This is a genomic window from Streptomyces sp. NPDC087300 (assembly GCF_044744425.1).
Lineage (GTDB): Bacteria > Actinomycetota > Actinomycetes > Streptomycetales > Streptomycetaceae > Streptomyces.
In genome coordinates, this window is the sequence record NZ_JBIUYI010000005.1 from 396,793 (window position 1) to 420,546 (window position 23,754).

The window sequence follows — 23,754 nt, forward strand, 5'->3', positions numbered from 1 at the left end:
CCTGTGGGGGGTGCCGTGACCGATACGGCACCCGCGCCGGGGCGCCACCGGGCGCCACTGCCCCCGGCCCGCCCCGCGCCGCCGCCCATCTCCGGGGGCTCGCGGTCCGACAGTCCGTACGCGCCCCAAGGAGCTCGGACGTCGACGCCCGCGTCGCACGGCGCCCGCGCCGTGAAGCCACGGGACTCGTTCTTCGACAACGCCAAGTACCTGGCGATCGTGCTCGTGGCGATGGGCCACGCATGGGAGCCGCTGCGCGGGGACAGCCGCACGGCGGCCGCGCTCTACATGACCGTGTACGCGTTCCACATGCCCGCGTTCATCGTCATCTCCGGCTACTTCTCGCGGAGTTTCGACGCGAGCCCCGGGCGCGTCAGACGCCTGGTGACCGGCATCGCCGTCCCGTACGTCCTCTTCGAGGTCGCCTACACCCTCTTCAAGAGGACCGCGGGCGACGACCCCACCTATCCGATCAGCCTCCTCGATCCCTGGTACCTGACCTGGTTCCTGATCGCGCTGTTCGTCTGGCGTCTGACCACGCCCCTGTGGAAGATCGTGCGCTGGCCGTTGCCGCTCGCTCTGGCCATCGCCGCTCTCGCCTCCGCGTCCCCGGACATCGGCGACGACCTCGACCTGCAACGCGTCCTGCAGTTCCTGCCGTTCTTCGTGCTCGGCCTGGTCCTGAAGCCGGAGCACTTCAAGCTCGTACGCCGGCGTGAGGCGCGCCTGTTGGCCCTGCCGGTCTTCGCCGCCGCGCTCGCCTTCGCGTACTGGGCGGCGCCGCACATGAGCGCCGCCTGGTTCTACCGCAGGGACAGCGCCCAGGAACTGGCCGCTCCGGGGTGGAGCGGGGTGGTCATGACGCTCGCGATGTTCGGCTGCTCCGTGGCGCTCGTGGCGTGCTTCTTCGCGTGGGTGCCGGGCCGGAAGCTGTGGTTCACCGCGCTCGGCGCGGGCACCCTCTACGGCTACCTCCTGCACGGCTTCCTCGCCAAGGGCTCACGCTTCGGGGACTGGTACGAGGCGGACTGGCCGCACACGCCGCTCGGCCAGATCGCGGTGACCCTGGCGGCCGGTGCGGTGATCACGGTGCTCTGCACCCCGCCGGTGCAGCGTGTGTTCCGCTTCGCCATGGAGCCGAAGATGGAATGGGCCTTCAAGCCACAGGCGGGGACGTCCGCCGGGGCGTCTTCCGGGATGTCCGCCGGGGCGTCTCCCGGGACGGGCCGGAGACGGCGCGCCGCCTGCTGATTCCGGTCAGCGGGACCGGCGTGCGGAGCGCGGACGGTCCGGATCGGTCGGCTCGACGCGGCGGGACTGGACGTGCTCGTAAACCATCGTGGTCTGCACGTCGGCGACCTCGCGCCGTTCGGTCAGGCGGTCGATGACGAAGGCGTACACGCCGTCCACGTCGGGGACGGCCACGTGGATGAGGAAGTCGTGGGCTCCCGAGGTGACGAACAGGCCGATCACCTCGGGCAGCCGTGCCGCCCACTCCCGGAACCCCTCGATGACGGGGCGGGCCGGTGGCCGGATCCGCACCGAGATGAGCGCCTGGACGGGGCGGCCGACGGCGTCGAGGTCCACGGCGGCGTGATAGCCGGTGACCACACCGGCCTGGCGCAGCAGCCGGACCCGTTCCAGCGAAGTGGAGGGTGAGACGCCGGTCCTGGCCGCCAGAGCGCGGTTGGTCTGCCGTGCGTCGTTCTGCAGCTCCCGCAGGAGGGCCAGGTCCAGCGCATCAAGTTCCATGAAGCGCACTGTAGGCCAAATGAAGTGCGGCCAACGGTGAGCTGAGCCGGAGTTCTGCCTGGACTCGCCGGTCATGGAGATACGAACGAGCAGTCCGGACTTCGGCGCGGGACTGGTACTGGCGGCGACGATCCTGTGGGGCACGGTCGGCCCCGCCCAAGTGCTGGCGTCCAGCGCCATGGCACCGACGGCCCTCGGCGCCTTGCGGCTGCTCGCGGGCGGCCTGATCCTCGTGGTGCTCACCGTCCGCCTCAGGACCGTGCGGGCCCTCGCCTCGCGCACGTCCTGCGCTCGCCGCTGTGCTGCGCGTTCACGACCGGGCTCTTCCAGGGCATGCTCCTGCTGGACGAACACCTGTCGCCGTCGGCATGGGCCGGCTGCGCCCTCATGCTCGCCGGAATGGTCGCCACGTGCCTGCTTCCGTCGGCGCCCGACGCGTCCTCCGTACAAGTGACGGATGCTTCGCGACCGCACCGCAGGACGTTCGTCGAGCGCCCCGAACCGAGCCCCTCCGGCGCACGAAGTACGCGGACCCCGATGCGGTAGGGCACATCTGCCTAACCTTTTGCCCTCCATCCGAACGAATGCAGGAGAGCGCATGTCCGTGGTGAACGTCCCCAGTGAGACGACGGTGGGATTCGCCCCCGAAGAAATCGATTTCAGCCTGTCCACCCGTCAGGCACGCTTGAAGTGGGTCGTGGTGGTCGACGCCGAGCTGCCTCCCGGCCGAGCCGCCAACGCCGCCGTCTGCGCCGCCGCACCCACGGTGACCGCGGTACCCGGCCTGCTGGGCGCCGCCGCGACCGACCAGGAAGGCGCCGTGCACCCAGGACTGCCCTGGGCGGGCTGCTCGGTGCTCGCCGCCGACTCCGCCACGCTGCGTACGATCCGGGCCAAGGCGGCGGCCCGCCCCGACGTCTTCGTGGCCGACGTACCGGCCGCGGCCCAGAGCACCCGCGTCTACAGCGACTTCATCGCCGCCGTGGGCGACACCAGGACCGAGGACATCGACTACTGCGCGCTCAGCATCGTCGGTCCGCGCAACCCCGTCGACAAGATCGTCGGCAAGCTCCCCCTCATGTCCTGAGCCTCGGCCTGATCCAAACGAAAGGCCCTAGCGTTCCGCCCGCTCCGGGGCGGTCGGCTGCCGGGTCGTGCCGCTCGACGCCACCACCCGGCCCGCGCGCGGGCCCGCGAGCGCCGCGACGGCGACCGCGGCGAGCGCGAGCGCCACGCCCGCGACCGTCGCCGCCGTGACCTCCGTGTCGCCGTGCGGCAGCAGCAGGTCGAGGGCGAGGGAGCCGACCAACTGGCCGGTGATCGTGCACAGTCCGAGCACGAGGACGCCGAGCTTCTGCACCGCGGCGACCGCGATGGTGATGAAGGAGATGCCGACCAGACCGCCGAGATAGACGTACGGCTCGGTCGGCAGCCGGTCGGGAAGTCCCTTCGCCGCCGCGTGCACGAGGAAGATCACGGTCAGCGCGGCGGTACCGGCGACGAAGTTGAAGAACGTGCCCGCGTACGCGGATCCCGCGGCGTTCTTCACATGGCCGTTGACCGCCTGCTGCCAGCTCACGCAGACGCCCGCCACCAGCGGGAGCAGCAGCATCGCGTACGGGAATCCGCCGCCCAGCTTGTCCGCCATCGACAGGCCCACGGCCACGAGGACGAGCGCGGCGCCGACGACCCGGCGCCGCGAGGGCCGCTGCGGTCCCGCGGGCCCGAGCCCCATCCGGTCGAAGAGCAGCCCGCCGCTGACCTGGCCCGCGACGATCGCGACGGTGAACAGCGCGACCCCGAGCGCCCCCACGGTCAGCCCCTGCGCGAGCAGGAAGGCCGCGCCCCCGAAACCGCCGAGCACCTGCCACCACTTGAGCCGCCCGCCGCGTACGTCCGCGAGCACCCGACCCGCACCGCGGCGCGGCCCGCGCAGGACGAGGAGCCCGAGCGTCAGCAGTACGAACCCCGAGCCGAACGAGATCACGGCGGCCGCGAACCCGTCCCCGCCGAGGCCCGCGGCCAGCTCGCCGGTGATGCGGGCCTGGAGGGATATCAGGGTGCCGGAGAAGACGGCGAGGAGCAGCCAGGGTGCTGCGGCGGCAGGCATGTGCGGTCGACCTCTGTACGTGGGGGTGGCGGGCGTGTGGCGGCGGCGCGGGGTCGCCTATCTCCACCTTTCTAACTGATCGGGGTCCGCGCCGTCTTCCTCCTCGTGGGAGTACCGCTTGCCGGACCGGACGTCGCCGACGCGGTGGTAGCCGCGCTCCTCCCAGAAGCCGGGCCGGTCCTCGGTCAGGTACTCGATGCTTCTGAGCCACTTGGGGCCCTTGTAGCCGTACAGGTGGGGGACCACGAGGCGGAGCGGGAAGCCGTGTTCGGCGGTGAGCGGCTCGCCGTTGTGGTGGGTGGCGAGGATCGTCGTGTCGGCGGTGAGGTCGGCCATCCGGAGGTTCGCGCCGTAGCCGTACTCGGCCCAGGCCATCGCGTGGGTGGCCTCGGGTGCCGGGGGAGCGAGGGCCAGGAGCGCGGCCGCGGGAACGCCGAACCACTCGTGGCCCGTCGACGTGGTGCCCGTCGCGCAGTGCAGGTCGGCGACGACCGTCGTACGGGGCAGGTCGCCCAGCTCGTCGTAGGTCCAGGCGTAGGACCCGGCCGTCCCGGTGGCGCCGAATATCCGCAGGTCCCAGCGTTCGGGCCGGAACCGGGGGACGGGCCCGTAGTGCGAGACCGGCCAGCCCGCCACACGGCGCTGTCCCGGCGGCAGGCCGTCGGATTCCCGGCCGGTTCCGTCCTCGGCGCTCACGGCCACAGCAGATGCCCCTCTCCCCGTCCCGCCCCTGTCGGTCACGACCCTACTGACCGGCCCATCGTCGGTGCGTCCCGTGGTGCCGGAGTCCCGTGATGCGGATGTCGCATTCTCACTCTTGGGGGAAGTCTGAAGAACGTGGAGAATTCGTGACCGTCATGGCACGTCACTCATGCAACTCCCGTGAGGAGAAGCCTTGCGCCCGATCAAGTTGGGTCTGTCACTCGGTGCCGCCGCGCTGCTGCTGGCCGCCGGCGCCGTGGGCCCCGCCGCAGCCGCGCCGGACGCCCCGGCCAACAACGGAAAGGCGATGACCTGGACGCTGCTCGCCGACGGCCCGGCCGGCACGGTCCGGGTGGGCGGTGGCCCGCTGAGCAACGCGTACACCGGGGACACGGACACCACGTCGATCCTTCCCGTGCTGTGCCTGAAGGTCGACAACAGCCCGGTGCCCGCGGGCATCACCCCTGATTTCTACGCCGGCTGGGCCCGCGGCACCGTCGCGGCCAGCAACCCGATCCGCGGCAACCGCCTGACCAGCCGCGCCGCCGCCGACGGCGTCTGCGCCAACACCTTCGGCGCGGGCTGGCGGATGGCCGAGTTCCACGACGGGCGGTACGGCCCGAACCTGGAGAGCTCGGGCGGCTGGAGCTACTGGGCCAAGGGCGACGTGCCGGTGGGCACCCGCTTCTGGACGGCGATCAACGACCAGCCCGCCAACCCCTGGAACTGACCGCTCTCTGAGGCCTCTTCGGCCCCTCGCACCCCCCTCCGGGAAAGCTCCGGCCCGCCGCCCCCAGTAGCGGGCCGGAGCACTCCGTTCGCTGGCCCGTGTCCCTCTGTGTGCACCGAGCCGGGCGAACGCCGGAAGTCCGGCGAAGAGCTGCCCTACGCTCGGCACATGGAACTGGCAGGCATCGGCCTACGGGTCGCGTCGAGCGCCGTGGCGCCGCTGGTGCGCAAGCTGTTTCGGCAGGACGATCCCGGCGCCGGCCTCGTGGACGAACCGGTCAGGCTCTCCGCGCTCGTCTCGTTCAGAGGCGAGCGGCGCACCCTCACCGAACAGGAACTGCGCAAGCTGGCCCGCGAGTTGGTGCGCAGGGCGGTGCGGTCGGCCGGACCGCACGACTCCCTGCCCGAAGACGAACAGGCCGCCGTCGCCGCGGAACTCGCGCGCAGCCTGCACGGACTCGGCGACCTGGACATGGATGACGCACAGGCGGTGCGCCTCGGGCACGAGGGGCTGGCGGACGCACTCCCTCGGTGCGACCAAGGGCTTTCCCAGGACGCCCAGTTGCTCCACGAGCGGCTTGTGCTGCTCGCCTGCCTGCACATCGTGGAGTTCTTCACCAAGAGATCCTCCTTCGTCGCCCGCACCCTGCTGGAGCAGACGCGGCAGATCGACCGGATCGTGACCACGCTCGACCTCCTGGTGGAGCGCGTGCCCGCACAGTCCGTCGAGGACGCGGGATTCGAGGAGCGATACCGGCAGTACCTCGTCCGCCGCCACGGGCAACTCACCATCTACGGAGCCGACTTCGACGACGAGTGGCCGCTCGACGTCGCCTACTTCAGCCTGGAGATCACGGAGCGGGCGGAGCGACGCACGGAGAACGGGGAGCAGCCGCTGCCCTCCCCGCCCCGGCGGGCCGAACGCGTGCTGGCCGAGTGCAGGCGGGTGCTGCTGCGCGGAGGAACGGGGGCGGGCAAGACGACACTGGTGCAGTGGCTCGCCGTCGCCTCGGAGCAGCAGGTCAGCGAGGGGCCCGCCTATCTGATCGGGCTGGTGCCGTTCGTGCTGCGCGTGCGGCATCTGCTGGCCGGAGAAGGCAGGTTGCCCGGCCCCGAGCGCTTCCTGGAACTGGCCGACTGCCCGTACGCGCCACCGCCAGGCTGGGCCGAGCGTGTGCTCGAAGCGGGTCGCGGACTGCTCCTCATCGACGACGTGGACGAGGTGCCGCAGGCGGACCGGGAGCAGGTCCGCCGGTGGATCCGGCAGCTGCTCGCCGCCTTTCCGGGCAACCGCTGGCTGGTCACCACTCGCCCTTCGGCCGTGCCTCTGGACTGGCTCGCCGCCGAGGGCTTCACCGAGTTCCGGCTGGAGCCGATGCGGGAGGACGACATCGAGCTCTTCATCGAGCGGTGGAGCCGGGCCTCGCCCCTCGGTGAGTTCTCCGGCGGGGAACTGCGCTCGTTCCTCTCGGAGATGCGCCGTCGAGAGGATTTCGGCAAGCTCGCCACGAATCCCCTGCTGTGCACGCTCCTGTGCACCCTGCACCGCGACCGTCGCGGCTATCTGCCGGGTGGCGGCCGTACGCAGCTGTACGTCGCGGCCCTGCAGATGATGCTGACGCGCCGGGACCGGGAGCGCGGCGTCTTTCGAAGCTCGTTGCAGTACGGGCTGGACCCCGACGCGCAGCTCGCCCTGCTCGGTGAGCTCGCCTACTGGATGATCCGCAACGACTGCCGGGAGATGAGGCGTTCCGACGCCATCTGGCTGATCGGCCGGTCCCTCACGGCGATGGCGCGCGAGTTCGCGGGCGTAGGCAGTACTGAAAGCGGAGCGGATGTCTACCGCACTCTGCTGGAAGGCAGCGGACTCCTGCGCGAACAGGCCGACGGCGTCGTCGACTTCGCGCACCCCACCTTCCAGGACTACCTCGGCGCACGCGCCGCCCTGGCAGCCCGTGATCTCCCGCTGCTCGTGTCCAATGCCCACAAGGAGCAATGGGCCGACGTCGTCAGGATGGCCGTAGCCCAGGGCGATCCCGAAGACCGGGCACGGCTCCTGAACGAGCTGGTGTCCCGAGGTGACGAGGAAGAAGAACACCGGGTGCGGCTGCACCTGTTGGCCCTGTCCTGCGAGGAAGAAGCCGTGCGGGTCGACCCAGAGGTCCGACACCTGGTGGAGCAGCGGGCGGCGGCGCTGCTCCCGCCTCGCTCGTGGCAGGAGTCCGTCACACTCGCCGCCATCGGGCGTCCCGTGCTGCGACTGCTCCCCGCGCCCGCGGGGCTGACCGCGGAAGAGACGGTGGCCTGCGTGGAGACCGCTGTCCGGATCGGTGGCGCGCATGCCTGCGACTGGCTGTCGGGAGCGTTGCGTGACGGCCTCGACGGCGGCGCGAGCACGGAGGTCCACCGAGTCCTCGGCGCTGCCTGGGAACACTTCGGCACCGCCCAGTACGCGGCGAAGGTGCTCGCGCAACTGCCGCCCGACACCCCCATCACCGTCACGTCGTACGCGCAGCTCCGGCGTCTCGACGGTCCCCGTCATCTGCGGGTCGGCCACGGAGTGCCTCTGGAGGACGTGGTCGCTCATGTCGACAGGACACGGCTGCGGGTGCTGGAGGCCGCGGTCCTGGAGGACGCGGCGGCGCTGCGTGAGCTGAGTGCGCTGGAGCGGCTGAGCACCGGACGGCCGTCCACGGAGGTGCTGCGGTCCCTGTCAGCGCTCCCTTCCCTGAACGAGTGCGGCCTGACCCTCGCCGACCCCTCGCGAGAACTTCCTGAGGTGCCTTCCGGCACACGTGTGACCGCGCTGACGCTGCCCTCCGGCGCCCGTGGACTCGCCGAACTGCCCCGGTTCCCCCGGCTGGAGACGCTGACGCTCCAGGGGCCCGACACGGCCCTGACCCCCGAGGACTGGCGTCACCTCGCGGCCGCCCCGGGACTGCGGCACCTCGTCATGCCCGTGGCCGCCGTGGCTCCGCTGCACACCCACGCCGGGGTTCGCGCGCACATCAGCTCCGTGACCCTGACCGGTCAGGTGGCTCCGGCGGACCTGGAGCTCGTCGCCGCAGCGTTCCCGGGCCTGCGTACGCTCCGGTTGCGGGGGAGCGGCGCGCCGCTGGACGTGGACCTGCTGCCCCTGGCACGGCTGGCGCACCTGGCAGCGGTGCACCTGGAGAGCCCCGGGCAGGTGTTGAACGCCGAGGGGCTGCCCGGAGCCGAGGTGACCGTCGCACCTCAGCCCCGGTACTGAGCGGTGAAGAGGGGGCCGGGGCGCCCGCAGCTGCCCCGGCCCCCGGCTGTGGGGCTCCCGGTCAGGAAGCGGGCAGTTCCCCGCGCACCGTCCGGGCCGCGGTGACCAGGTTTTCCAGGGAGGCGCGGGTCTCGGGCCAGCCGCGGGTCTTCAGGCCGCAGTCCGGGTTGACCCACAGGCGCTGGGGCGGGAGGGCCTCAAGTCCCTTGCGGAGCAGGGCGGCTGCCTCGGCGGCGTCGGGGACGCGGGGCGAGTGGATGTCGTAGACGCCGGGTCCGGCCTCGCGCGGGTAGCCGTGTTCGGCCAGTTCGCCGGCGACCTGCATGTGGGAGCGGGCGGCCTCCAGGCTGATGACGTCCGCGTCGAGGTCGTCGATGGCCTGCACGATGTCGCCGAACTCGGCGTAGCACATGTGCGTGTGGATCTGGGTGTCCGGGCGGACGCCGCTGGTGGTCAGGCGGAAGGACTCCGTGGCCCAGGCCAGATAGCCGGGGTGGTCGGCGGCGCGCAGCGGCAGGGTCTCGCGCAGCGCGGGTTCGTCGACCTGGATGACCGAAGTGCCCGCCGCCTCAAGGTCGTTGACCTCGTCGCGCAGGGCGAGGGCGACCTGACGCGCGGTGTCGCCGAGGGGCTGGTCGTCGCGGACGAAGGACCAGGCGAGCATCGTGACGGGGCCGGTGAGCATGCCCTTGACGGGGCGGTCGGTGAGGGAGTTGGCGTAGGACGTCCAGCGGACCGTCATGGGCTCGGGCCGCGAGATGTCGCCCGCGAGAACCGGCGGGCGCACGTAGCGGGTGCCGTAGGACTGGACCCAGCCGTGCTGGGTGGCGAGGTAGCCGGTGAGCTGCTCGGCGAAGTACTGCACCATGTCGTTGCGTTCGGGCTCGCCGTGCACCAGGACGTCGATGCCGGTCTTCTCCTGGAAGGAGATGACCTCGCGGATCTCGTCCTTGATGCGCTCCTCGTAGCCCGCCGTGTCGAGGCGGCCCGCGCGCAGGTCGGCGCGGGCGGTGCGCAGCTCGGTGGTCTGCGGGAAGGAGCCGATCGTGGTGGTCGGCAACAGCGGCAGCTTGAGGTGCGAGCGCTGGGCGGCGGTCCGCTCGGTGTAGGGCTGCGAGCGGCGTCCGTCGGCGTCGGTGACGGCTGCGGCACGGGCCCGTACGGCCGGGTCGTGGGTGATCGACGAGCCGGTGCGCGAGGCCAGGTCGGCCCGGTTGGCGGCGAGTTCGGCGGCGATGGTGTCGGTGCCCTGGGCCAGCCCCTTGGCCAGGGCGACGATCTCGGTGGTCTTCTGCCGGGCGAAGGCGAGCCAGCGCAGGATCTGCGGGTCGATGTCGCGCTCGGCGGCGGCGTCGATCGGGACGTGCAGGAGCGAGCAGGACGCGGCGACGTCGACGCGGTCGGCCAGGCCGAGCAGGGTGCCGAGCGTGGCCAGGGACTTCTCGAGGTCGTTGATCCAGATGTTGCGGCCGTTGACCACGCCGGCGACCAGGCGCTTGCCGGGGAGTCCGCCGACGGCGGCGAGCGCGTCGAGGTTGGCGGCAGCCGCGTCGGTGAAGTCGAGGGCGAGACCGTCGACGGGAGCCTTGGCCAGGACGGGCAGGGCGTCGCCGAGGCGGTCGAAGTAGGACGCGACGAGGAGCTTGGGCCGGTCGGTGAGGGTGCCGAGCTCCCGGTAGGCGCGGGCGGCGGCGTTGAGCTCGGCCGGGGTGCGGTCCTGCACCAGGGCGGGCTCGTCGAGCTGCACCCACTCGGCACCGGCCGCACGCAGGTCCGCGAGCACCTCCGCGTAGACGGGAAGCAGCCGGTCGAGCAGGGTGAGCGGCTCGAAGTCGGCGGCGACGCCCGGCGCGGGCTTGGCGAGCAGCAGATACGTGACGGGGCCGACGAGGACCGGGCGGGCCGGGAGGCCGAGCGCGAGGGCCTCCTTGAGCTCGGCGACCTGCTTGGCGGAGTCGGTGGCGAAGACGGTGTCGGGGCCCAACTCCGGAACCAGGTAGTGGTAGTTGGTGTCGAACCACTTGGTCATCTCAAGGGGTGCCACGTCCTGCGTGCCGCGGGCCATCGCGAAGTACCCGTCCAGGGCGTCGGCCTCGACGGCCGCGCGGTGCCGTGCGGGGACGGCACCGACCATGACGCTGGTGTCCAGGACGTGGTCGTAGTACGAGAAGTCGCCGGTCGGCACCTCGTGGACGCCGGCATCCGCCAGCTGCCGCCAGGTGGTGCGGCGCAGCTCCGCGGCGGTCTCCCGGAGGGCGTCGGCGGTGACGCGGCCCTTCCAGTACCCCTCGACGGCCTTCTTCAGTTCACGGTTCGCGCCCTGGCGGGGGTAGCCGTACACGGTGGCCCGTGCTGCCGCGGCTGCGGACTTCGCTGTCACGGAAATCTCCTTCGCGAGATGACTCCTGAGCACCCCGGGGACGGGACGCGGACGCGAAGGGATGACGGACCGCCCGGACCGGACGGCGTCGATGACGCGGTCCTCCGAACGGTATGCACGCCGACCCGCCCACGAGGTCACCGGGATGTCCGCACGCGATCGGTCACGTGCGGGCAACGGGCAGGTCTTCGGACTCGCGGGCACATCCGCCGAGGCGGACTCCTACTGGCCGTCGCTTCCCGGATCCACCGGATCCAGTGCGTATGACGGCGGTCGTTCCCACTCACCGCTGCGGGGCAGTCCCGGATTCCCACCGGGTTCCCTCTTGCGACGCGCCTGCCTGGCGGACAGGGCGAACCAGCTGCACGGGTCACCTTAGAGGGTGCGGGCCGTCTTGGGCAGCACTGATCGCATCTCGGACGAATCCAAGCCATGGCTATGGGTTCGATGAGGAAACCCGAGGATTGACTTGGTTGTCGGGGGAGCGGGAGGATTCATCCGGGCCCAGGGCGGCAACCCGGCCGGGCCCCGACACCGATCCGGACGGTGCCGGGGCCCGCCCGGGTGCCGACCCCCTTGTCGTCGTATGTCGTCGTGCTCGGCGTTGCGCTTCTTGACGTACCGGTCGCCCGGTTCGGCCGGAATTCGTTCCACGCTGGCCGGAAAGGGGCCGATCCCATGGACATGGCCGCGGAACCCGACCGAGCCGCTCACCGGTTCCTGCGCGACCTCGGCGCCGCTACCGTCGAACACCCCGGCGGCACCCTCCTCGACCACCTCGAACGCGTACGGCAACGGCTCGCCGACTGGGACGCGCGCCCCGCGCTCCGGCTGGCCGGGCTCTGTCACGCGCTCTACGGCACCGACGGTTTCGCCCCCGTCCTGCTGCCGCTCGACCGGCGCGAGCGCGCCACCGCCGTGATCGGCGGCGAGGCCGAGTCGCTCGTGTACCTCTATGCGAGCTGCGACCGCGCGGTGGGCCATCCGGCGCTCACGGGCCGGACCGGCGACGGGACTCCCGTCCGGCGGGATCGGAGTCCGCTGTTCCGTGACCGGTTCACCGGCCGCGCCTTCGCGCCGACGCGCCGTCAGCAGGCGGACTTCGCCGAGCTCACGGTGGCCAACGAGCTCGACATCGCGGGCGTCGACGGCGAGTTCCTCGCCCGCTGCGGTCCTGGCCTCGCGGAGCTGTTCGCCGGGCTGCGCCCCCTGCTGACCCCCGGTGCCCGGCGGGCCTGCGCGATCCTGCCGGGGTGGACTTACTAGGACGTCCAACTATATGGTCCTCGACAAGGCCCGCGGTGTCAGGGAAGCCGGTGTGAATCCGGCGCGGTCCCGCCACTGTGACCGGGGAGTGCGTTCTCGCAACACAACGCGCCACCGAGGGACGTCGTGTCCGTCGGGAAGGCGGGGGAGCGTGCGCTGATCCGGGAGTCAGGATACCGGCCGCGGGGTGTTCCGTGTTGTCCACGAGGATGGAGCAGACACGCATGGCACCGGTCCGTACCCATGACCCAGGTGATCCGGCGGAGCAGTCGAGAGAGCGCGCGGATCTGTAGCGCACAGACGGTGCGCACGGATCTCTGACGCGCCGACGGTGCGCACGGATCCGCGACGCGCCGAAGGCGTACGCCGATCTCCAACGCGCCGACGGTGCGCGCGGATCTCTGGTGCGCCGACGGTGTGCGTCGACTTCCCGCGCTTCGACGGTGTGCGTCGCGATCCCGCGCACCGATGGCATACGCCGACCCCGGTACGACGACGGCGTACGTCAACTCGCAGTCCACCGAAGGATCTTCCGCCCACGCGTCCCGCGGCCCCGGCCCGAGCGCGCCCCACAGGGTGCCGTTCGCCGGTGTGCCGTGCCATCCCCGGATCCCCACCTGACGAGAGCAGGCTCACCGTGGTCCGTGAACTCACCCATTTCATCGGCGGCAAGCACACCGCCGGCACGTCGGGCCTCTTCGGCGACGTGTACGACCCCAACACCGGTTCCGTGCAGGCCCGCGTGCCGCTCGCGGGGCGGGCCGACACCGAGGCGGCGATCGCCGACGCGGCCGCCGCCCAGCGCGTGTGGGGCGAGTGGAACCCGCAGCGCAGGGCCCGCGTCCTGCTGCGGTTCCTCCAACTCGTTGAGCAGGACCGTGAATCGCTGGCCCGGCTGCTCTCCTCGGAGCACGGCAAGACCGTCGCCGACGCGCACGGCGACATCCAACGCGGCCTGGAGGTCGTCGAGTTCGCCGCCGGGATCCCGCACCTGCTCAAGGGCGAGTTCACGGACAACGCGGGCACCGGCATCGATGTGCACTCGCTGCGCTCCCCGATCGGTGTGGTCGCCGGGATCACCCCGTTCAACTTCCCCGCGATGATCCCGCTGTGGAAGGCCGCACCCGCCCTCGCCTGTGGCAACGCGTTCATCCTGAAGCCCTCCGAGCGCGACCCCTCCGTACCGCTGCGCCTTGCCGAACTCTTCCTTGAGGCCGGGCTTCCGCCGGGCGTCCTGAACGTCGTCAACGGCGGCAAGGAAGCGGTCGACACCCTCCTGGAGGACTCGCGCGTCGGCGCGCTCGGCTTCGTCGGCTCGACGCCGATCGCCGCGCACATCTACGCCACCGCCGCCGCCCACGGCAAGCGCGCCCAGTGCTTCGGCGGCGCCAAGAACCACATGATCGTGATGCCGGACGCGGATCTCGACCAGGTCGTCGACGCGCTCATCGGCGCCGGTTACGGCTCGGCGGGCGAGCGCTGCATGGCGATCTCGGTGGCCGTGCCGGTCGGCGAGGAGACCGCCGACCGGCTCGTCGCCGCCCTCAAGGAGCGCATCGGCGCCCTGCGGATCGGCCGCTCCGACGACGCGGAGGCCGACTTCGGCCCCCTGGTCAGTCAGGACGCGCTCGACCGGGTCCGCAGGTACGTGGACATCGGCGTCAACGAGGGAGCCGAACTCGTCGTGGACGGGCGGAACTTCACTCTGGAGGGACACGAGAACGGCTTCTTCGCCGGAGCCACCCTCTTCGACCGGGTGAGCCCCCGGATGCGCGTCTACCGCGAGGAGATCTTCGGCCCCGTCCTGTGCGTCGTACGGGCCGCCGACTACGAGCAGGCCCTGCGCCTGCCCAGCGAGCACCCCTACGGCAACGGCGTCGCCATCTTCACCAGGGACGGCGACACCGCGCGCGACTTCACCCGCCGCGTCAACACCGGCATGGTCGGCGTGAACGTGCCCATCCCGGTCCCGGTGGCCTACCACACCTTCGGCGGCTGGAAGAGGTCCGGCTTCGGCGACCTGAACCAGCACGGCCCGGACGCGATCCGCTTCTACACCCGTACGAAGACCGTCACTTCGCGCTGGCCCTCGGGGGCCAGGGAAGGCGCGAACTTCTCCATCCCCACCATGGGATGAGCGCGATGACGACCACCACGCTCACCGAGGACCAGCAGGCGATCGTCGAGACCACCCTCGACTTCGCCGAGGACCACCTGGCCCCGCACGCGGTGCGCTGGGACCAGGACAAGCACTTCCCGCTCGACGTGCTGCGCAAGGCCGCCGGGCTGGGGCTCGGCGGAATCTACGTACGCGAGGACGCGGGCGGCAGCGGTCTGACCCGTGCCGACGGGGTCCTCGTCTTCGAGGCCCTCGCCTCCGGCTGTCCCTCCATCGCGGGCTACCTCTCCATCCACAACATGGTCGCCTGGATGATCGACACCTACGGCGACGGGCGGCAGCGCTCCCGGTGGCTGCCCCGGCTCTGCGCCATGGAGGACCTCGGCAGCTACTGCCTGACCGAGCCCGGAGCCGGATCGGACGCCGGGGCGCTGCGCACCGCCGCGGTCCGCGACGGCGACCACTACGTCCTCACCGGCGTCAAGCAGTTCATCTCCGGCGCGGGCGCCGCGCAGGTGTACGTCGTCATGGCGCGCACCGACGGCGAAGGGCCCCAGGGCGTCTCCGCGTTCCTCGTCGAACGGGACGACCCCGGGGTCTCGTTCGGGCCCAACGAGAAGAAGATGGGCTGGAACGCCCAGCCCACCCGCCAGGTGGTGCTCGACGGGGTCAGGCTGCCCGCCGACCGGCTGCTCGGCCGCCCCGGCGACGGCTTCCGCATCGCCATGAACGGCCTGAACGGCGGCCGGCTCGGCATCGCCGCCTGCTCGCTCGGTGGCGCCCGCAGCGCCCTCGACCGGAGCCTGGCCTACCTCGCCGACCGGGAGGCGTTCGGCGCCCGGCTGCTCGACTCGCAGGCCCTGCAGTTCCGTCTCGCCGACATGGCGACGGAACTCGCCGCGGCGCGCGCCCTGGTCCACCAGGCCGCGCAGGCGCTCGACCGGCGCGACCCCGGGGCGCCGCAACTGTGCGCGATGGCCAAGCGGTTCGCCACCGACACCGGTTACTCGGTCGCCGACCGGGCGCTCCAACTGCACGGAGGGTACGGCTACTTGAACGAGTACGGCATCGAGAAGATCGTCCGCGACCTGCGCGTCCACCAGATCCTGGAAGGAACCAACGAGATCATGCGTGTCATCGTGGCCCGCGGGCTGACGGAGGCGCTCCGATGACGGGCGGGACCGGCACGGGCGCCGGTACCGGCACCGGCGCCGGTACCGGCACCGGCGCGGACTCCGGCTCGCGCTCCGACTCCGGCTCCGGCGCCGACGAGCAGGTGCTGCTCAGGACCGAGGGGCACGCGGCGTACCTGACCCTCAACCGCCCTCGGGCGCTCAACGCCCTCACGCATGCCATGGTGCGGCGGATCGACGAGGCGCTGACCGCCTGGGAGCACGATCCGGCGGTGCGGACCGTGGTCATCGCGGGCGCCGGGGAGCGGGGCCTGTGCGCGGGCGGCGACATCCGCGCCATCTACGAGGACGCACGGGTGGGGAGCGAGGGCCGTGCCCCCGGGAGCGATTCGGCTGCGGCCGCGGACAATCCCTCCGCTTCCGCCTCCGCCGACTTCTGGCGGGACGAGTACCGCCTCAACGCCCGGATCGCCAACTACCCCAAGCCGTACGTCGCCGTGATGGACGGCATCGTCATGGGCGGCGGCGTCGGCGTCTCCGCGCACGGCGACGTCCGCATCGTCACCGAACGCTCCCGGATCGCCATGCCGGAGACCGGCATCGGCTTCGTACCGGACGTGGGCGGCACCTATCTGCTCGCGCTCGCCCCCGGCGAACTGGGCACGCACCTAGCGCTGACGGGCACTCAAATCGGCGCGGCCGACGCCCTGTTGTGCGGCCTCGCCGACCACTTCGTACCGCACGACGACCTGCCCCGGCTGCTCGACGATCTCGCCACCCGGCCGGTCTGGGACGTTCTCAAGGACCACGTGGAGCAGCCGCCGCCCGGTGACCTCGCGGGCCAGCGACCCTGGATCGACGCCTGCTACGGCGCCGACACGGTGGAGGAGATCGTCGACCGGCTTCGCGGCCATGGTGCGGCCGGGGCCGACGCGGCGGCCGACACCCTCGGCGCCAAGTCGCCCACCGCTCTGAAGGTCACGCTCGCCGCACTGCGCGCGGCCCCGGCGCTCGGCCCGCTGGAGCGTGTCCTGGAACAGGAGTACCGGATCTCCTGCGCCGCGCTCGACTCGTACGACCTGGTCGAGGGGATCCGCGCGCAGGTGATCGACAAGGACCGCAGCCCCCGCTGGAAACCGGCCACCCTGGCCGAGGTCACCGGCGCGGACGTGGCACGCCACATCGGCGCGCCGCCCGCCGGAGGCGAGCTCCACCTGGCGACGACCCCACAGGAGGTGGCGTGGTGAACGGCACGCGCACGATCGGCTTCATCGGCCTCGGCCACATGGGCGGACCCATGGCCGCCAACCTGGTCAAGGCCGGGCATCAGGTCCTCGGGTACGACCTCATGCCCGAGCTGCTCGACCAGGCGGTGGGGAACGGCGTGACGGCCGCCGGATCGGCGGCGCAGGCGGTCGCGACGGCGGACGTGGTGATCACCATGCTGCCCGCGGGGCGGCACGTCCTCGGCCTCTACCGGGACGAGGGCCTGCTGGCCGCGGCCCGCCCCGGCACCTTGTTCGTCGACTGCTCGACCATCGACGTGGCCGACGCCCGCGCCGCTCACGAGGCCGCGGTGGCCGCGGGGATGCGGGCCCTGGACGCCCCGGTGTCCGGGGGAGTGGTCGGCGCCGAGGCCGGCACGCTCACCTTCATGGCAGGCGGTGGCGGCACCGAGTTCGACGAGGCGGACGCGCTCCTCGCGGTCATGGGCAAGAAGGCGGTGCACTGCGGCGGGCCCGGCGCGGGGCAGGCCGCGAAGATCTGCAACAACATGATCCTCGGCATCTCGATGATCGCGGTGAGCGAGGCGTTCGTGCTCGGCGAGAGCCTGGGCCTGTCCCACCAGGCTCTGTTCGACGTGGCTTCCACCGCGTCGGGGCAGTGCTGGGCGCTCACTGTCAACTGTCCGGTGCCGGGTCCCGTTCCCGCGAGCCCGGCCAACCGCGACTACCGCCCCGGCTTCGCGGCCCCGCTCATGGCCAAGGACCTCGGCCTCGCGGCGAGCGCCGCGAGGGCCGGGGGCGTCCCCACGGAACTCGGCCTGAAGGCCGCCGAGTTGTACGCGGCGTACGCGGAAGCGGACGGCACGGACCAGGACTTCTCGGGGATCGTCACGACGATGAGGCAGCGGACGGCGGAAGGCGGCGGCGAGGCATGACCACGGACACGAGCGAGGGTGCGGACACGGGGGCGGACACGGGGCCGGGCACCGGGTCGTACGAAACGATCCGCGTGGAGCGCAAGGGCCGTACCGCGCTGCTCACCCTCGACCGCCCCCAGGCGCTCAACGCGCTCAACCTCCAGGTGATGAACGAGGTCGTCGCGGCCACGGCGGAGCTCGACCGGGATCCGGACGTCGGCTGCATCGTCCTCACCGGATCCCCGAAGGCGTTCGCCGCCGGGGCCGACATCAAGGAGATGCGGCCGCGGAGCTACATGGACATGTATCTCAGTGACTGGTTCGCGGCCTGGGACCGGCTCGGCGAGCTGCGGACGCCGACGGTCGCGGCCGTCTCCGGGTACGCGCTCGGCGGCGGCTGCGAACTGGCCATGCTGTGCGACATCCTGCTGGCCGCGGACACCGCAGTGTTCGGTCAGCCCGAGATCAAACTCGGGGTCATCCCCGGCATCGGCGGCTCCCAGCGGCTGACCCGCGCGGTGGGCAAGGCCAAGGCCATGGAGATGTGTCTGACCGGCCGCACCATGGACGCCGCGGAGGCGGAACGGGCCGGTCTGGTCTCGCGCGTGGTACCCGCCGACGACCTCCTCGCCGAGGCGCTCGCCGTCGCCGAGACGGTCGCGGGCATGTCCCTGCCCGTCGCGATGATGGCGAAGGAAGCGGTGTCCCGCGCCTTCGAGACGACCCTCGCGGAGGGCGTCCGCTTCGAACGCCGCCTGTTCCACGCGGTGTTCGCGACGCAGGACCAGAAGGAGGGCATGGCGGCGTTCGTGGAGAAGCGGGCGCCGGGGTTCACGCATTCCTGAGGCCGCGCGACGGTGCGCGCCCCGGTTCACCGCCGGGGCGCGTGGCCTCGCCTTCAACAGCTTCAACAGCCCCACGGCGGAGCAGAGCGCTCGGGGCGGTATTCCTGGGAACTTTCGAAGCGTGACGCCAGAGGTGAAGTGCCCAGGCGTCCGGCCGACATCGTGCCACCGCAGCTTCGAGGAGAGGACCCAGCATGCCCCGATCCGACCATGGCGTAGCCGCAAGGGAGCCGACCTGCCTTCGTGTATCGGAGGAAGCCGCTGAACTGAATACGATCGATCTCGGAGCAGGGGTGTTCGGGACGGGTTCCGGTGGAGTGCCCGACGTTCCTCACGAAAAGGTCCTGCTCTGCCAGGACGAGGCGACGGGCCTGGAAGCCATCGTGTCCCTGCATTCCACGGCGCTGGGACCCGCTCTCGGCGGCACCCGTTTCCAGTCCTACGGAACCGTCGCCGACGCCGTCCTCGACTCCTTGCACCTCTCGCGCGGCATGACGTACAAGAACGCCCTCGCGGGAATTCCCTACGGCGGCGGCAAAGCGGTCGTCGTCGGCGACCCTTCGGTACGCAGGACGCGTGGGCTCCTGAAGGCCTTCGGGCGCTTCGTCGATTCCCTGCACGGCAGGTACGTGACCTCCTGTGACGTGGGCACCAACTCCGCGGACATGGACGTCATCAGCGAGGTGACGCGCCACGTCGTCGGATGCTCGCTCAAGAACGGTGGCGGCGGCGACCCTTCCGTACTCACCGCCTACGGAGTGCTGCAGGGCATGCGTGCCTGTGCCGCCGTCCGCTGGGGCTCGCCCGAACTGCGCGGGCGGCGCGTGGGCGTGAGCGGGGTGGGGAAGGTGGGACGCCATCTCGTGGACCTGCTGGTACGGGAAGGAGCGATCGTGCTCGCGGCCGATCCGCGGCCCGGCGCACTCGCCCGAACCCGCGCGGAACACCCCGACGTCTCCACCACCTCGCCCCAGGCACTCCTCCACGCCGAACTGGACGTCTTCGCCCCCTGCGCACTCGGCGGAGTCCTCGACCAGGTGACCGTGGAGCGGCTCCGTGCCGACATCGTCTGCGGCGCCGCGAACAACCAACTCGGATACGCGGGCGCCGAGGAGCGGCTGCGGCGGCGGGACATCGTGTACGCACCCGACTACGTCGTGAACGCGGGCGGCGTCATCCACGCGGCACAGGAACATCGCGGGATCTCCGCCGAACTCGGTGCCACGCGTGCGCGTGAGCAGGCCGAGGGCATCTACGACACCACGCTGTCGATCCTCACGCAGGCCGAGACGACCGGCGCGACTCCCTCCGCCGTGGCGGACGAGCTGGCGGAGCGGCGCATGGCGTCCGCGCCGCACGACGCATCCCGCACTCCCGCGGCCGATCAGCGAAGCAGGTGACCGTGACCACCGTCAGGCAGATCACCCAGGAACTCCTCCGACACCACGACATGCGCGTCATCTTCGGCAACCCGGGCAGCACCGAACTGCCCTTCCTCGCCGAGCTGCCCGAGGACTTCACCTACGTCCTCGCCCTCAACGAGGCGACCGCGACGGCGATGGCCGACGGGTACGCCCAGGCGACCGGGCGCCCCGCCCTGGTCAACCTCCACACCGCCGTGGGCCTCGGCAACGCCATGGGCTCCCTGGTCAACGCCGCCGGCGCCCGGAGCCCCGTGGTGGCCCTGGCCGGACAGCAGGTCAGGGCCGCGCTGCCGACCCCCGCCCTGCTCGTCAACCGTCACCCGGCGGCCCTGGCCCAGGGAGCCGTCAAGCACACCGCGGAGCCCGCGAGGCCCGAAGACACCCCGGAGGTGTTCGGGCAGGCGATCCTGCGGGCTGGGCAGGCCCCGGCCGGACCCGTGTGCGTATCGGTCCCGATGGACGACTGGGAGCGGCCCGTCGACGCGACAGCCGACGGGTTCCCGCTCAAGCCGCGCACCGGCGCCGCCGTGCCGGACCCGGCGGCGCTCGCCGCGCTGGCGGCCGAGCTCGCCGAAGCCGGGGCGCCCGCCCTCATCGCGGGCCCGGAAATGGACACGCAGGCGGGATACGACGCGACGGTGGCCCTCGCCGAGCGGCTGAACGCCCCCGTGTGGCTGCCCGCCTTCACGTCCCGGGCGGGTTTCCCCAGCACGCACATCGCGGCCCGCGGTCCTCTGCCCTCGTCCGCCGCAGGGGTGCGGGAGGCGCTGGCCGGGCACGATCTGGTCCTCGCGCTCGGCGCCCCCGTCTTCACCTACTACCAGTGGACGGGCGGCCCCGGCACGGCACCGGGCACGCGCCTCGCGCACATCACGTCGGACCCCGAGGAAGCGGCCCGCGCGGTCACCGGCACCTCCTGGCTCGGCTCTCCGGTCGCCGCCGCGCAGACGCTCGACCGCCTGCTGGCCGGCGCCGGAACCCGGCCGCGCGCCGTGACCGCATCGCGACCGCTCGCCGACGGGGCGAAGGAGCCGGGCTCCGACGGCGGGCGGTCCGAGGAGGCGAGCCGCGCGGCCACGAGCCCCGCCGCGGACGGCGGCCTGACGGACACCGAGATCTTCACGGTACTCGCGAAGGTGCTCGCCGAGGAGGCGATCATCGTCAACGAGACGCCCCATCAACTGCCCGCGTACTGGCAGTCGGCGGCGGGATCGCGGCCCGGCAGCTTCTACTTCACGGGAGGCGGCGGTCTCGGCTTCGGGCTCGCCGGTGCCGTCGGTGTCCAACTGGCCAGGCCGCAGCGCCCGGTGGTCGCCGTCGTCGGCGACGGATCCGTCCAGTACACGCTCCAGGCGCTGTGGACCGCCGCACGCTACCGGGTGCCGCTGACCGTCCTCGTACTGGACAACGGCGGGTACGAGATCCTCAAGAGCTGGGGCCGCACGCTGGGCGCGGGACCGCTGCCCGGAGTCGACCTGCCGGGCATCGACATCATGGGCCTGGCCACCGGATACGGCGTCACCGCCCGTCGGGCACGGACCACCGACGAGCTGACGGCGCTCCTGAGCGACGCGGTCGCCTCGCCGGAGCCGCGGCTCATCCATGTCCCGCTGGCGTCCTAGGGCGCCGGGCGCGGCCGTGTCGCAGGACTGAACTCCGGTCAGCCACCGGCCAGTTCCGTGACCGGGCCGCGGCGAGCAGGGCCGGGTCGGGCTCGAAGGCCAGCGAGGTGCCCGCCATGTCGAGCACCTCGATGTCCGAGGCGGAGTCACCGATGGCGAACGACCCGGCCCGGTCCACCGACAGGTGGGAGGTGGTCTCCAGCAGGGTGGAGCGCTTCCCTCCCGGCCGCGCGGGGGCCCGCAGGACGCGGCCGGTGCGGCGTCCTGCGGCGGAGGCCAGCCGCATCCCCCGCACATGGTCCATGGCCGGCTCCTCGGCCGCGCACACCACGGCCTCTTCCGCGCTCCCCGACAGGAGGCACGGCGAGAATCCGCGCCGCCTCAACTCGCCGGTCAGCGCGGCCGAGAAGGGGAAGGGCCGCTCGCGCGACCGCTGCCAGGCCCGGCTCCCGACGCGGCGAAGGACCACGGTCGGCAGACCACGCACGGCCCGCGCGTACGAAGGATGTGTTGAACGTGAGCTCCCCGTTCCTGTCAGGCGTCCGGGGCGCTCAGGACGGCCTTCACCGTGGCCTGTGAGCGGTAGGGCAGGAACGCCCGACGCAGCGAGCGCCCCGCACGATTGACCCTGGCGGACTGGAGCCCGGCACCGATGCGCGTGAAGGACTTCCAGTTCGCACTGGCCTCCTCGACGTGCCCGGCATGCAGGAGCAGCTGTACGCGGAGGGCACAGGTCAGGGCTTGGCCCCTGCGGTCGTCGGGGCTGCGGTGCGCCAGGGAGGCCTCCACCGCCTTGGCCGCCCCCGTCAGGTCGCCGAGGCCCCTCAGCGTCTGGGCCCGTTGGAACTCCAGGGCCGCCCGGGGGTACGTCGTGAAGGGAGAGGGGGCGTCGTCCGTGTGATCGGCGGCCTGCTCCGCGTCGTCCAGTGCGGCCAGGGCGCCGCTGCGGTCGTCGGTCCTCGCCCGCACCACCGCGAGTTGGGCGGCGACGAAGGAACGCACGGCCTGCGGCGCCTCGGGCGGCAGCGCCGCGAAGGCCCGCTCACCCTGGGACAGCGCGACGTCGTGATGGTTGAGGGTGAGCGACTGGCTGCTCAGCGCGCGCAGGGCCATGGCCCAGGTGACGGGGTCCCCTGCCTCGTTGGCGAGGAGCAGCGTGTTGGCGAAATAGCGCTGGGCCACGCCCTGCATGTCGCTGTCCTCGTACTGCCGGGCCAGCACGAAGGCCAGATGAGCGGACTCCCTGCGCAACTGTTGGCCCACCGTGCTGTTGCCCGCGTGGCGGAGCCAGGGGACCACGTCGTCGGCAAGATACGCGCACAGGGCGGAACGGGCATGGCCACCGCCGTGCCGGTCGAGGCTGGACGCGAAGGCCCGGACTGCGCTGTGCAGGGTGGCCACTTCGGTCCTGCCCACGCTCGCCGCGCGCGGCGAGGGGCGGCCCGCGCGGCGAGCGGCCGGAGCCCTCCGGGTGGGCCGCCACGACGGCAGGGAGGGATCGGCCTCGTACGGAGTCCGTTGAAGGACGGCGCGGCGCAGCGGGTCGGTGTCGGACCCGACCAGGGCCGTGAGCTGGTGGATCGCGCTCGCGCCGGCCGGAGCGACCTGGTCCTTCGCGGGGGCGGCGCCGTCCGGCGTCCTGAAGCCCGCGGACGCGGCCGTCACGGCCCGGTCGAGACGCCGGGAGAGCACTTCGGCCACGAGCTGGGGCACTTGGCGTCGGGGCTGTGTGCCGGAGAGCCAGTGGGAGACCGAGGTCCGGTCGTAGGAGAGCCGCAGTCCGATCTCGGCGCCTGCCATGTTCACCGCGCGGGCCAGTGCCGCCGAGGTCCACTCCGCCTCACCGAGCAGAGCACGCAGCCGGTCGTTGGGGTCGTGCCGGTCCGTCATCACGCTCCTGGGGTCGCGCCGGTGCCACCACTGCCTGGTGGCACCGGACTACTGAGAGCCTTCCCACGGGGGCGTGTTCATGGGAGGCGCGCGGTAGTGAGAGGGAACGCGGCGTGCTTCCGACAGCCGATTCCTCGCCCCCTCTGATGGCGGATGGCGTCCACTACGGAGTCGTGCGGGTCTCCACCGGTTCGGTGGCTACGGCGGGTGCTGCGGCGTCGGTGGCAACGGGTTGTGGGGCAGGGGGAGTCAGGGCTGACGGCGCGGTTACGGGGGAGGGTAACGGGGACTGGGCGAAGGGATCGTTCATGTGGCACATGCCTGCCCCCGGTGCCGTCGCCACGAGCGGCAAGGGCGCCGAATCACTCCGTTGGGCGGTGGTACGCGGG

General features: G+C 72.1%; 18 protein-coding genes and 2 riboswitches. Of the genes, 12 read left to right on the forward strand and 6 right to left on the reverse strand.

What is annotated here, in order from left to right; translation table 11 throughout:
* The first annotated feature begins 15 nt into the window (after nucleotides 1-15).
* Nucleotides 16-1,251, forward strand: a complete 1,236-nt coding sequence (locus ACIO9J_RS22070) for an acyltransferase family protein (protein WP_402002018.1) — start codon at nucleotides 16-18, stop codon at nucleotides 1,249-1,251.
* A gap of 6 nt (nucleotides 1,252-1,257) precedes the next feature.
* Here ACIO9J_RS22070 and ACIO9J_RS22075 read toward each other — a convergent pair whose 3' ends face one another.
* Entirely contained in the window at nucleotides 1,258-1,752 is a 495-nt protein-coding gene (locus ACIO9J_RS22075; protein WP_402002021.1) for an Lrp/AsnC family transcriptional regulator, read from the reverse strand.
* Between the two features lie 598 nt (nucleotides 1,753-2,350).
* Here ACIO9J_RS22075 and ACIO9J_RS22080 point away from each other — a divergent pair.
* Entirely contained in the window at nucleotides 2,351-2,839 is a 489-nt protein-coding gene (locus ACIO9J_RS22080; protein ID WP_402002024.1) for a DUF2000 domain-containing protein, read from the forward strand.
* 27 nt (nucleotides 2,840-2,866) lie between these two features.
* On the opposite strand, the gene ACIO9J_RS22085 is transcribed toward ACIO9J_RS22080, so the two are convergent.
* A complete protein-coding gene (locus tag ACIO9J_RS22085; RefSeq protein ID WP_402002027.1) occupies nucleotides 2,867-3,862 on the reverse strand; it encodes a DMT family transporter in 996 nt (331 codons plus the stop codon).
* Between the two features lie 57 nt (nucleotides 3,863-3,919).
* Nucleotides 3,920-4,558 (reverse strand): molybdopterin-dependent oxidoreductase, encoded by a 639-nt coding sequence (locus tag ACIO9J_RS22090; RefSeq protein ID WP_402002030.1) that lies wholly within the window; start codon nucleotides 4,556-4,558, stop codon nucleotides 3,920-3,922.
* Between the two features lie 199 nt (nucleotides 4,559-4,757).
* Between ACIO9J_RS22090 and ACIO9J_RS22095 the strand changes: the two genes are divergently transcribed.
* Together ACIO9J_RS22095 and ACIO9J_RS22100 are read left to right on the forward strand one after the other, a co-directional pair.
* The gene (locus ACIO9J_RS22095; RefSeq protein WP_402002033.1) at nucleotides 4,758-5,294 is read left to right on the forward strand and encodes a hypothetical protein; all 537 of its coding nucleotides are present in this window, start codon (nucleotides 4,758-4,760) and stop codon (nucleotides 5,292-5,294) included.
* A 168-nt stretch (nucleotides 5,295-5,462) separates the two neighbouring features.
* Nucleotides 5,463-8,543 carry an NACHT domain-containing protein gene (locus ACIO9J_RS22100; RefSeq protein WP_402002036.1) on the forward strand — a complete coding sequence of 1,027 codons (3,081 nt, stop codon included), beginning with the start codon at nucleotides 5,463-5,465 and terminating at the stop codon, nucleotides 8,541-8,543.
* A gap of 61 nt (nucleotides 8,544-8,604) precedes the next feature.
* Here ACIO9J_RS22100 and metE read toward each other — a convergent pair whose 3' ends face one another.
* Nucleotides 8,605-10,923, reverse strand: coding sequence for a 5-methyltetrahydropteroyltriglutamate--homocysteine S-methyltransferase (metE, locus tag ACIO9J_RS22105; RefSeq protein WP_402002038.1), 2,319 nt, complete (start codon nucleotides 10,921-10,923; stop codon nucleotides 8,605-8,607).
* A 161-nt stretch (nucleotides 10,924-11,084) separates the two neighbouring features.
* Nucleotides 11,085-11,300: riboswitch (cobalamin riboswitch) on the reverse strand.
* Nucleotides 11,301-11,601: 301 nt separating this feature from the next.
* On the opposite strand from metE, the gene ACIO9J_RS22110 reads away from it, so the two are divergent.
* The 8 genes from ACIO9J_RS22110 to mdlC all read left to right on the forward strand — a co-directional run bounded on the left by ACIO9J_RS22110 (nucleotide 11,602) and on the right by mdlC (nucleotide 21,475).
* The gene (locus ACIO9J_RS22110; RefSeq protein WP_402002041.1) at nucleotides 11,602-12,189 is read left to right on the forward strand and encodes a DUF6817 domain-containing protein; all 588 of its coding nucleotides are present in this window, start codon (nucleotides 11,602-11,604) and stop codon (nucleotides 12,187-12,189) included.
* A riboswitch (cobalamin riboswitch) is annotated at nucleotides 12,187-12,389 on the forward strand. It overlaps the preceding gene by 3 nt.
* Nucleotides 12,390-12,826: 437 nt before the next feature.
* Complete coding sequence (locus ACIO9J_RS22115) at nucleotides 12,827-14,326, forward strand: CoA-acylating methylmalonate-semialdehyde dehydrogenase (protein ID WP_402002044.1); 1,500 nt, start codon at nucleotides 12,827-12,829, stop codon at nucleotides 14,324-14,326.
* 5 nt (nucleotides 14,327-14,331) lie between these two features.
* Nucleotides 14,332-15,480 carry an acyl-CoA dehydrogenase family protein gene (locus tag ACIO9J_RS22120; RefSeq protein WP_402002047.1) on the forward strand — a complete coding sequence of 383 codons (1,149 nt, stop codon included), beginning with the start codon at nucleotides 14,332-14,334 and terminating at the stop codon, nucleotides 15,478-15,480.
* Nucleotides 15,477-16,688, forward strand: a complete 1,212-nt coding sequence (locus tag ACIO9J_RS22125) for an enoyl-CoA hydratase/isomerase family protein (RefSeq protein WP_402002050.1) — start codon at nucleotides 15,477-15,479, stop codon at nucleotides 16,686-16,688. Before ACIO9J_RS22120 ends, ACIO9J_RS22125 begins: the two co-directional genes overlap by 4 nt.
* Complete coding sequence (gene mmsB, locus ACIO9J_RS22130) at nucleotides 16,685-17,602, forward strand: 3-hydroxyisobutyrate dehydrogenase (protein ID WP_402003542.1); 918 nt, start codon at nucleotides 16,685-16,687, stop codon at nucleotides 17,600-17,602. Before ACIO9J_RS22125 ends, mmsB begins: the two co-directional genes overlap by 4 nt.
* Complete coding sequence (locus tag ACIO9J_RS22135; protein ID WP_402002052.1) at nucleotides 17,599-18,429, forward strand: enoyl-CoA hydratase; 831 nt, start codon at nucleotides 17,599-17,601, stop codon at nucleotides 18,427-18,429. Before mmsB ends, ACIO9J_RS22135 begins: the two co-directional genes overlap by 4 nt.
* Nucleotides 18,430-18,746: 317 nt before the next feature.
* The gene (locus ACIO9J_RS22140) at nucleotides 18,747-19,829 is read left to right on the forward strand and encodes a Glu/Leu/Phe/Val dehydrogenase (protein WP_402002055.1); all 1,083 of its coding nucleotides are present in this window, start codon (nucleotides 18,747-18,749) and stop codon (nucleotides 19,827-19,829) included.
* A gap of 2 nt (nucleotides 19,830-19,831) precedes the next feature.
* Complete coding sequence (mdlC, locus tag ACIO9J_RS22145; protein WP_402002058.1) at nucleotides 19,832-21,475, forward strand: benzoylformate decarboxylase; 1,644 nt, start codon at nucleotides 19,832-19,834, stop codon at nucleotides 21,473-21,475.
* Here mdlC and ACIO9J_RS22150 read toward each other — a convergent pair.
* Together ACIO9J_RS22150 and ACIO9J_RS22155 are read right to left on the reverse strand one after the other, a co-directional pair.
* Nucleotides 21,450-22,013 carry an HAD family hydrolase gene (locus ACIO9J_RS22150; protein WP_402003545.1) on the reverse strand — a complete coding sequence of 188 codons (564 nt, stop codon included), beginning with the start codon at nucleotides 22,011-22,013 and terminating at the stop codon, nucleotides 21,450-21,452. The genes mdlC and ACIO9J_RS22150 overlap by 26 nt on opposite strands.
* Complete coding sequence (locus tag ACIO9J_RS22155; RefSeq protein ID WP_402002061.1) at nucleotides 22,010-23,365, reverse strand: hypothetical protein; 1,356 nt, start codon at nucleotides 23,363-23,365, stop codon at nucleotides 22,010-22,012. The genes ACIO9J_RS22150 and ACIO9J_RS22155 overlap by 4 nt, the downstream gene beginning before the upstream one ends.
* Between the last annotated feature and the right edge of the window lie 389 nt (nucleotides 23,366-23,754).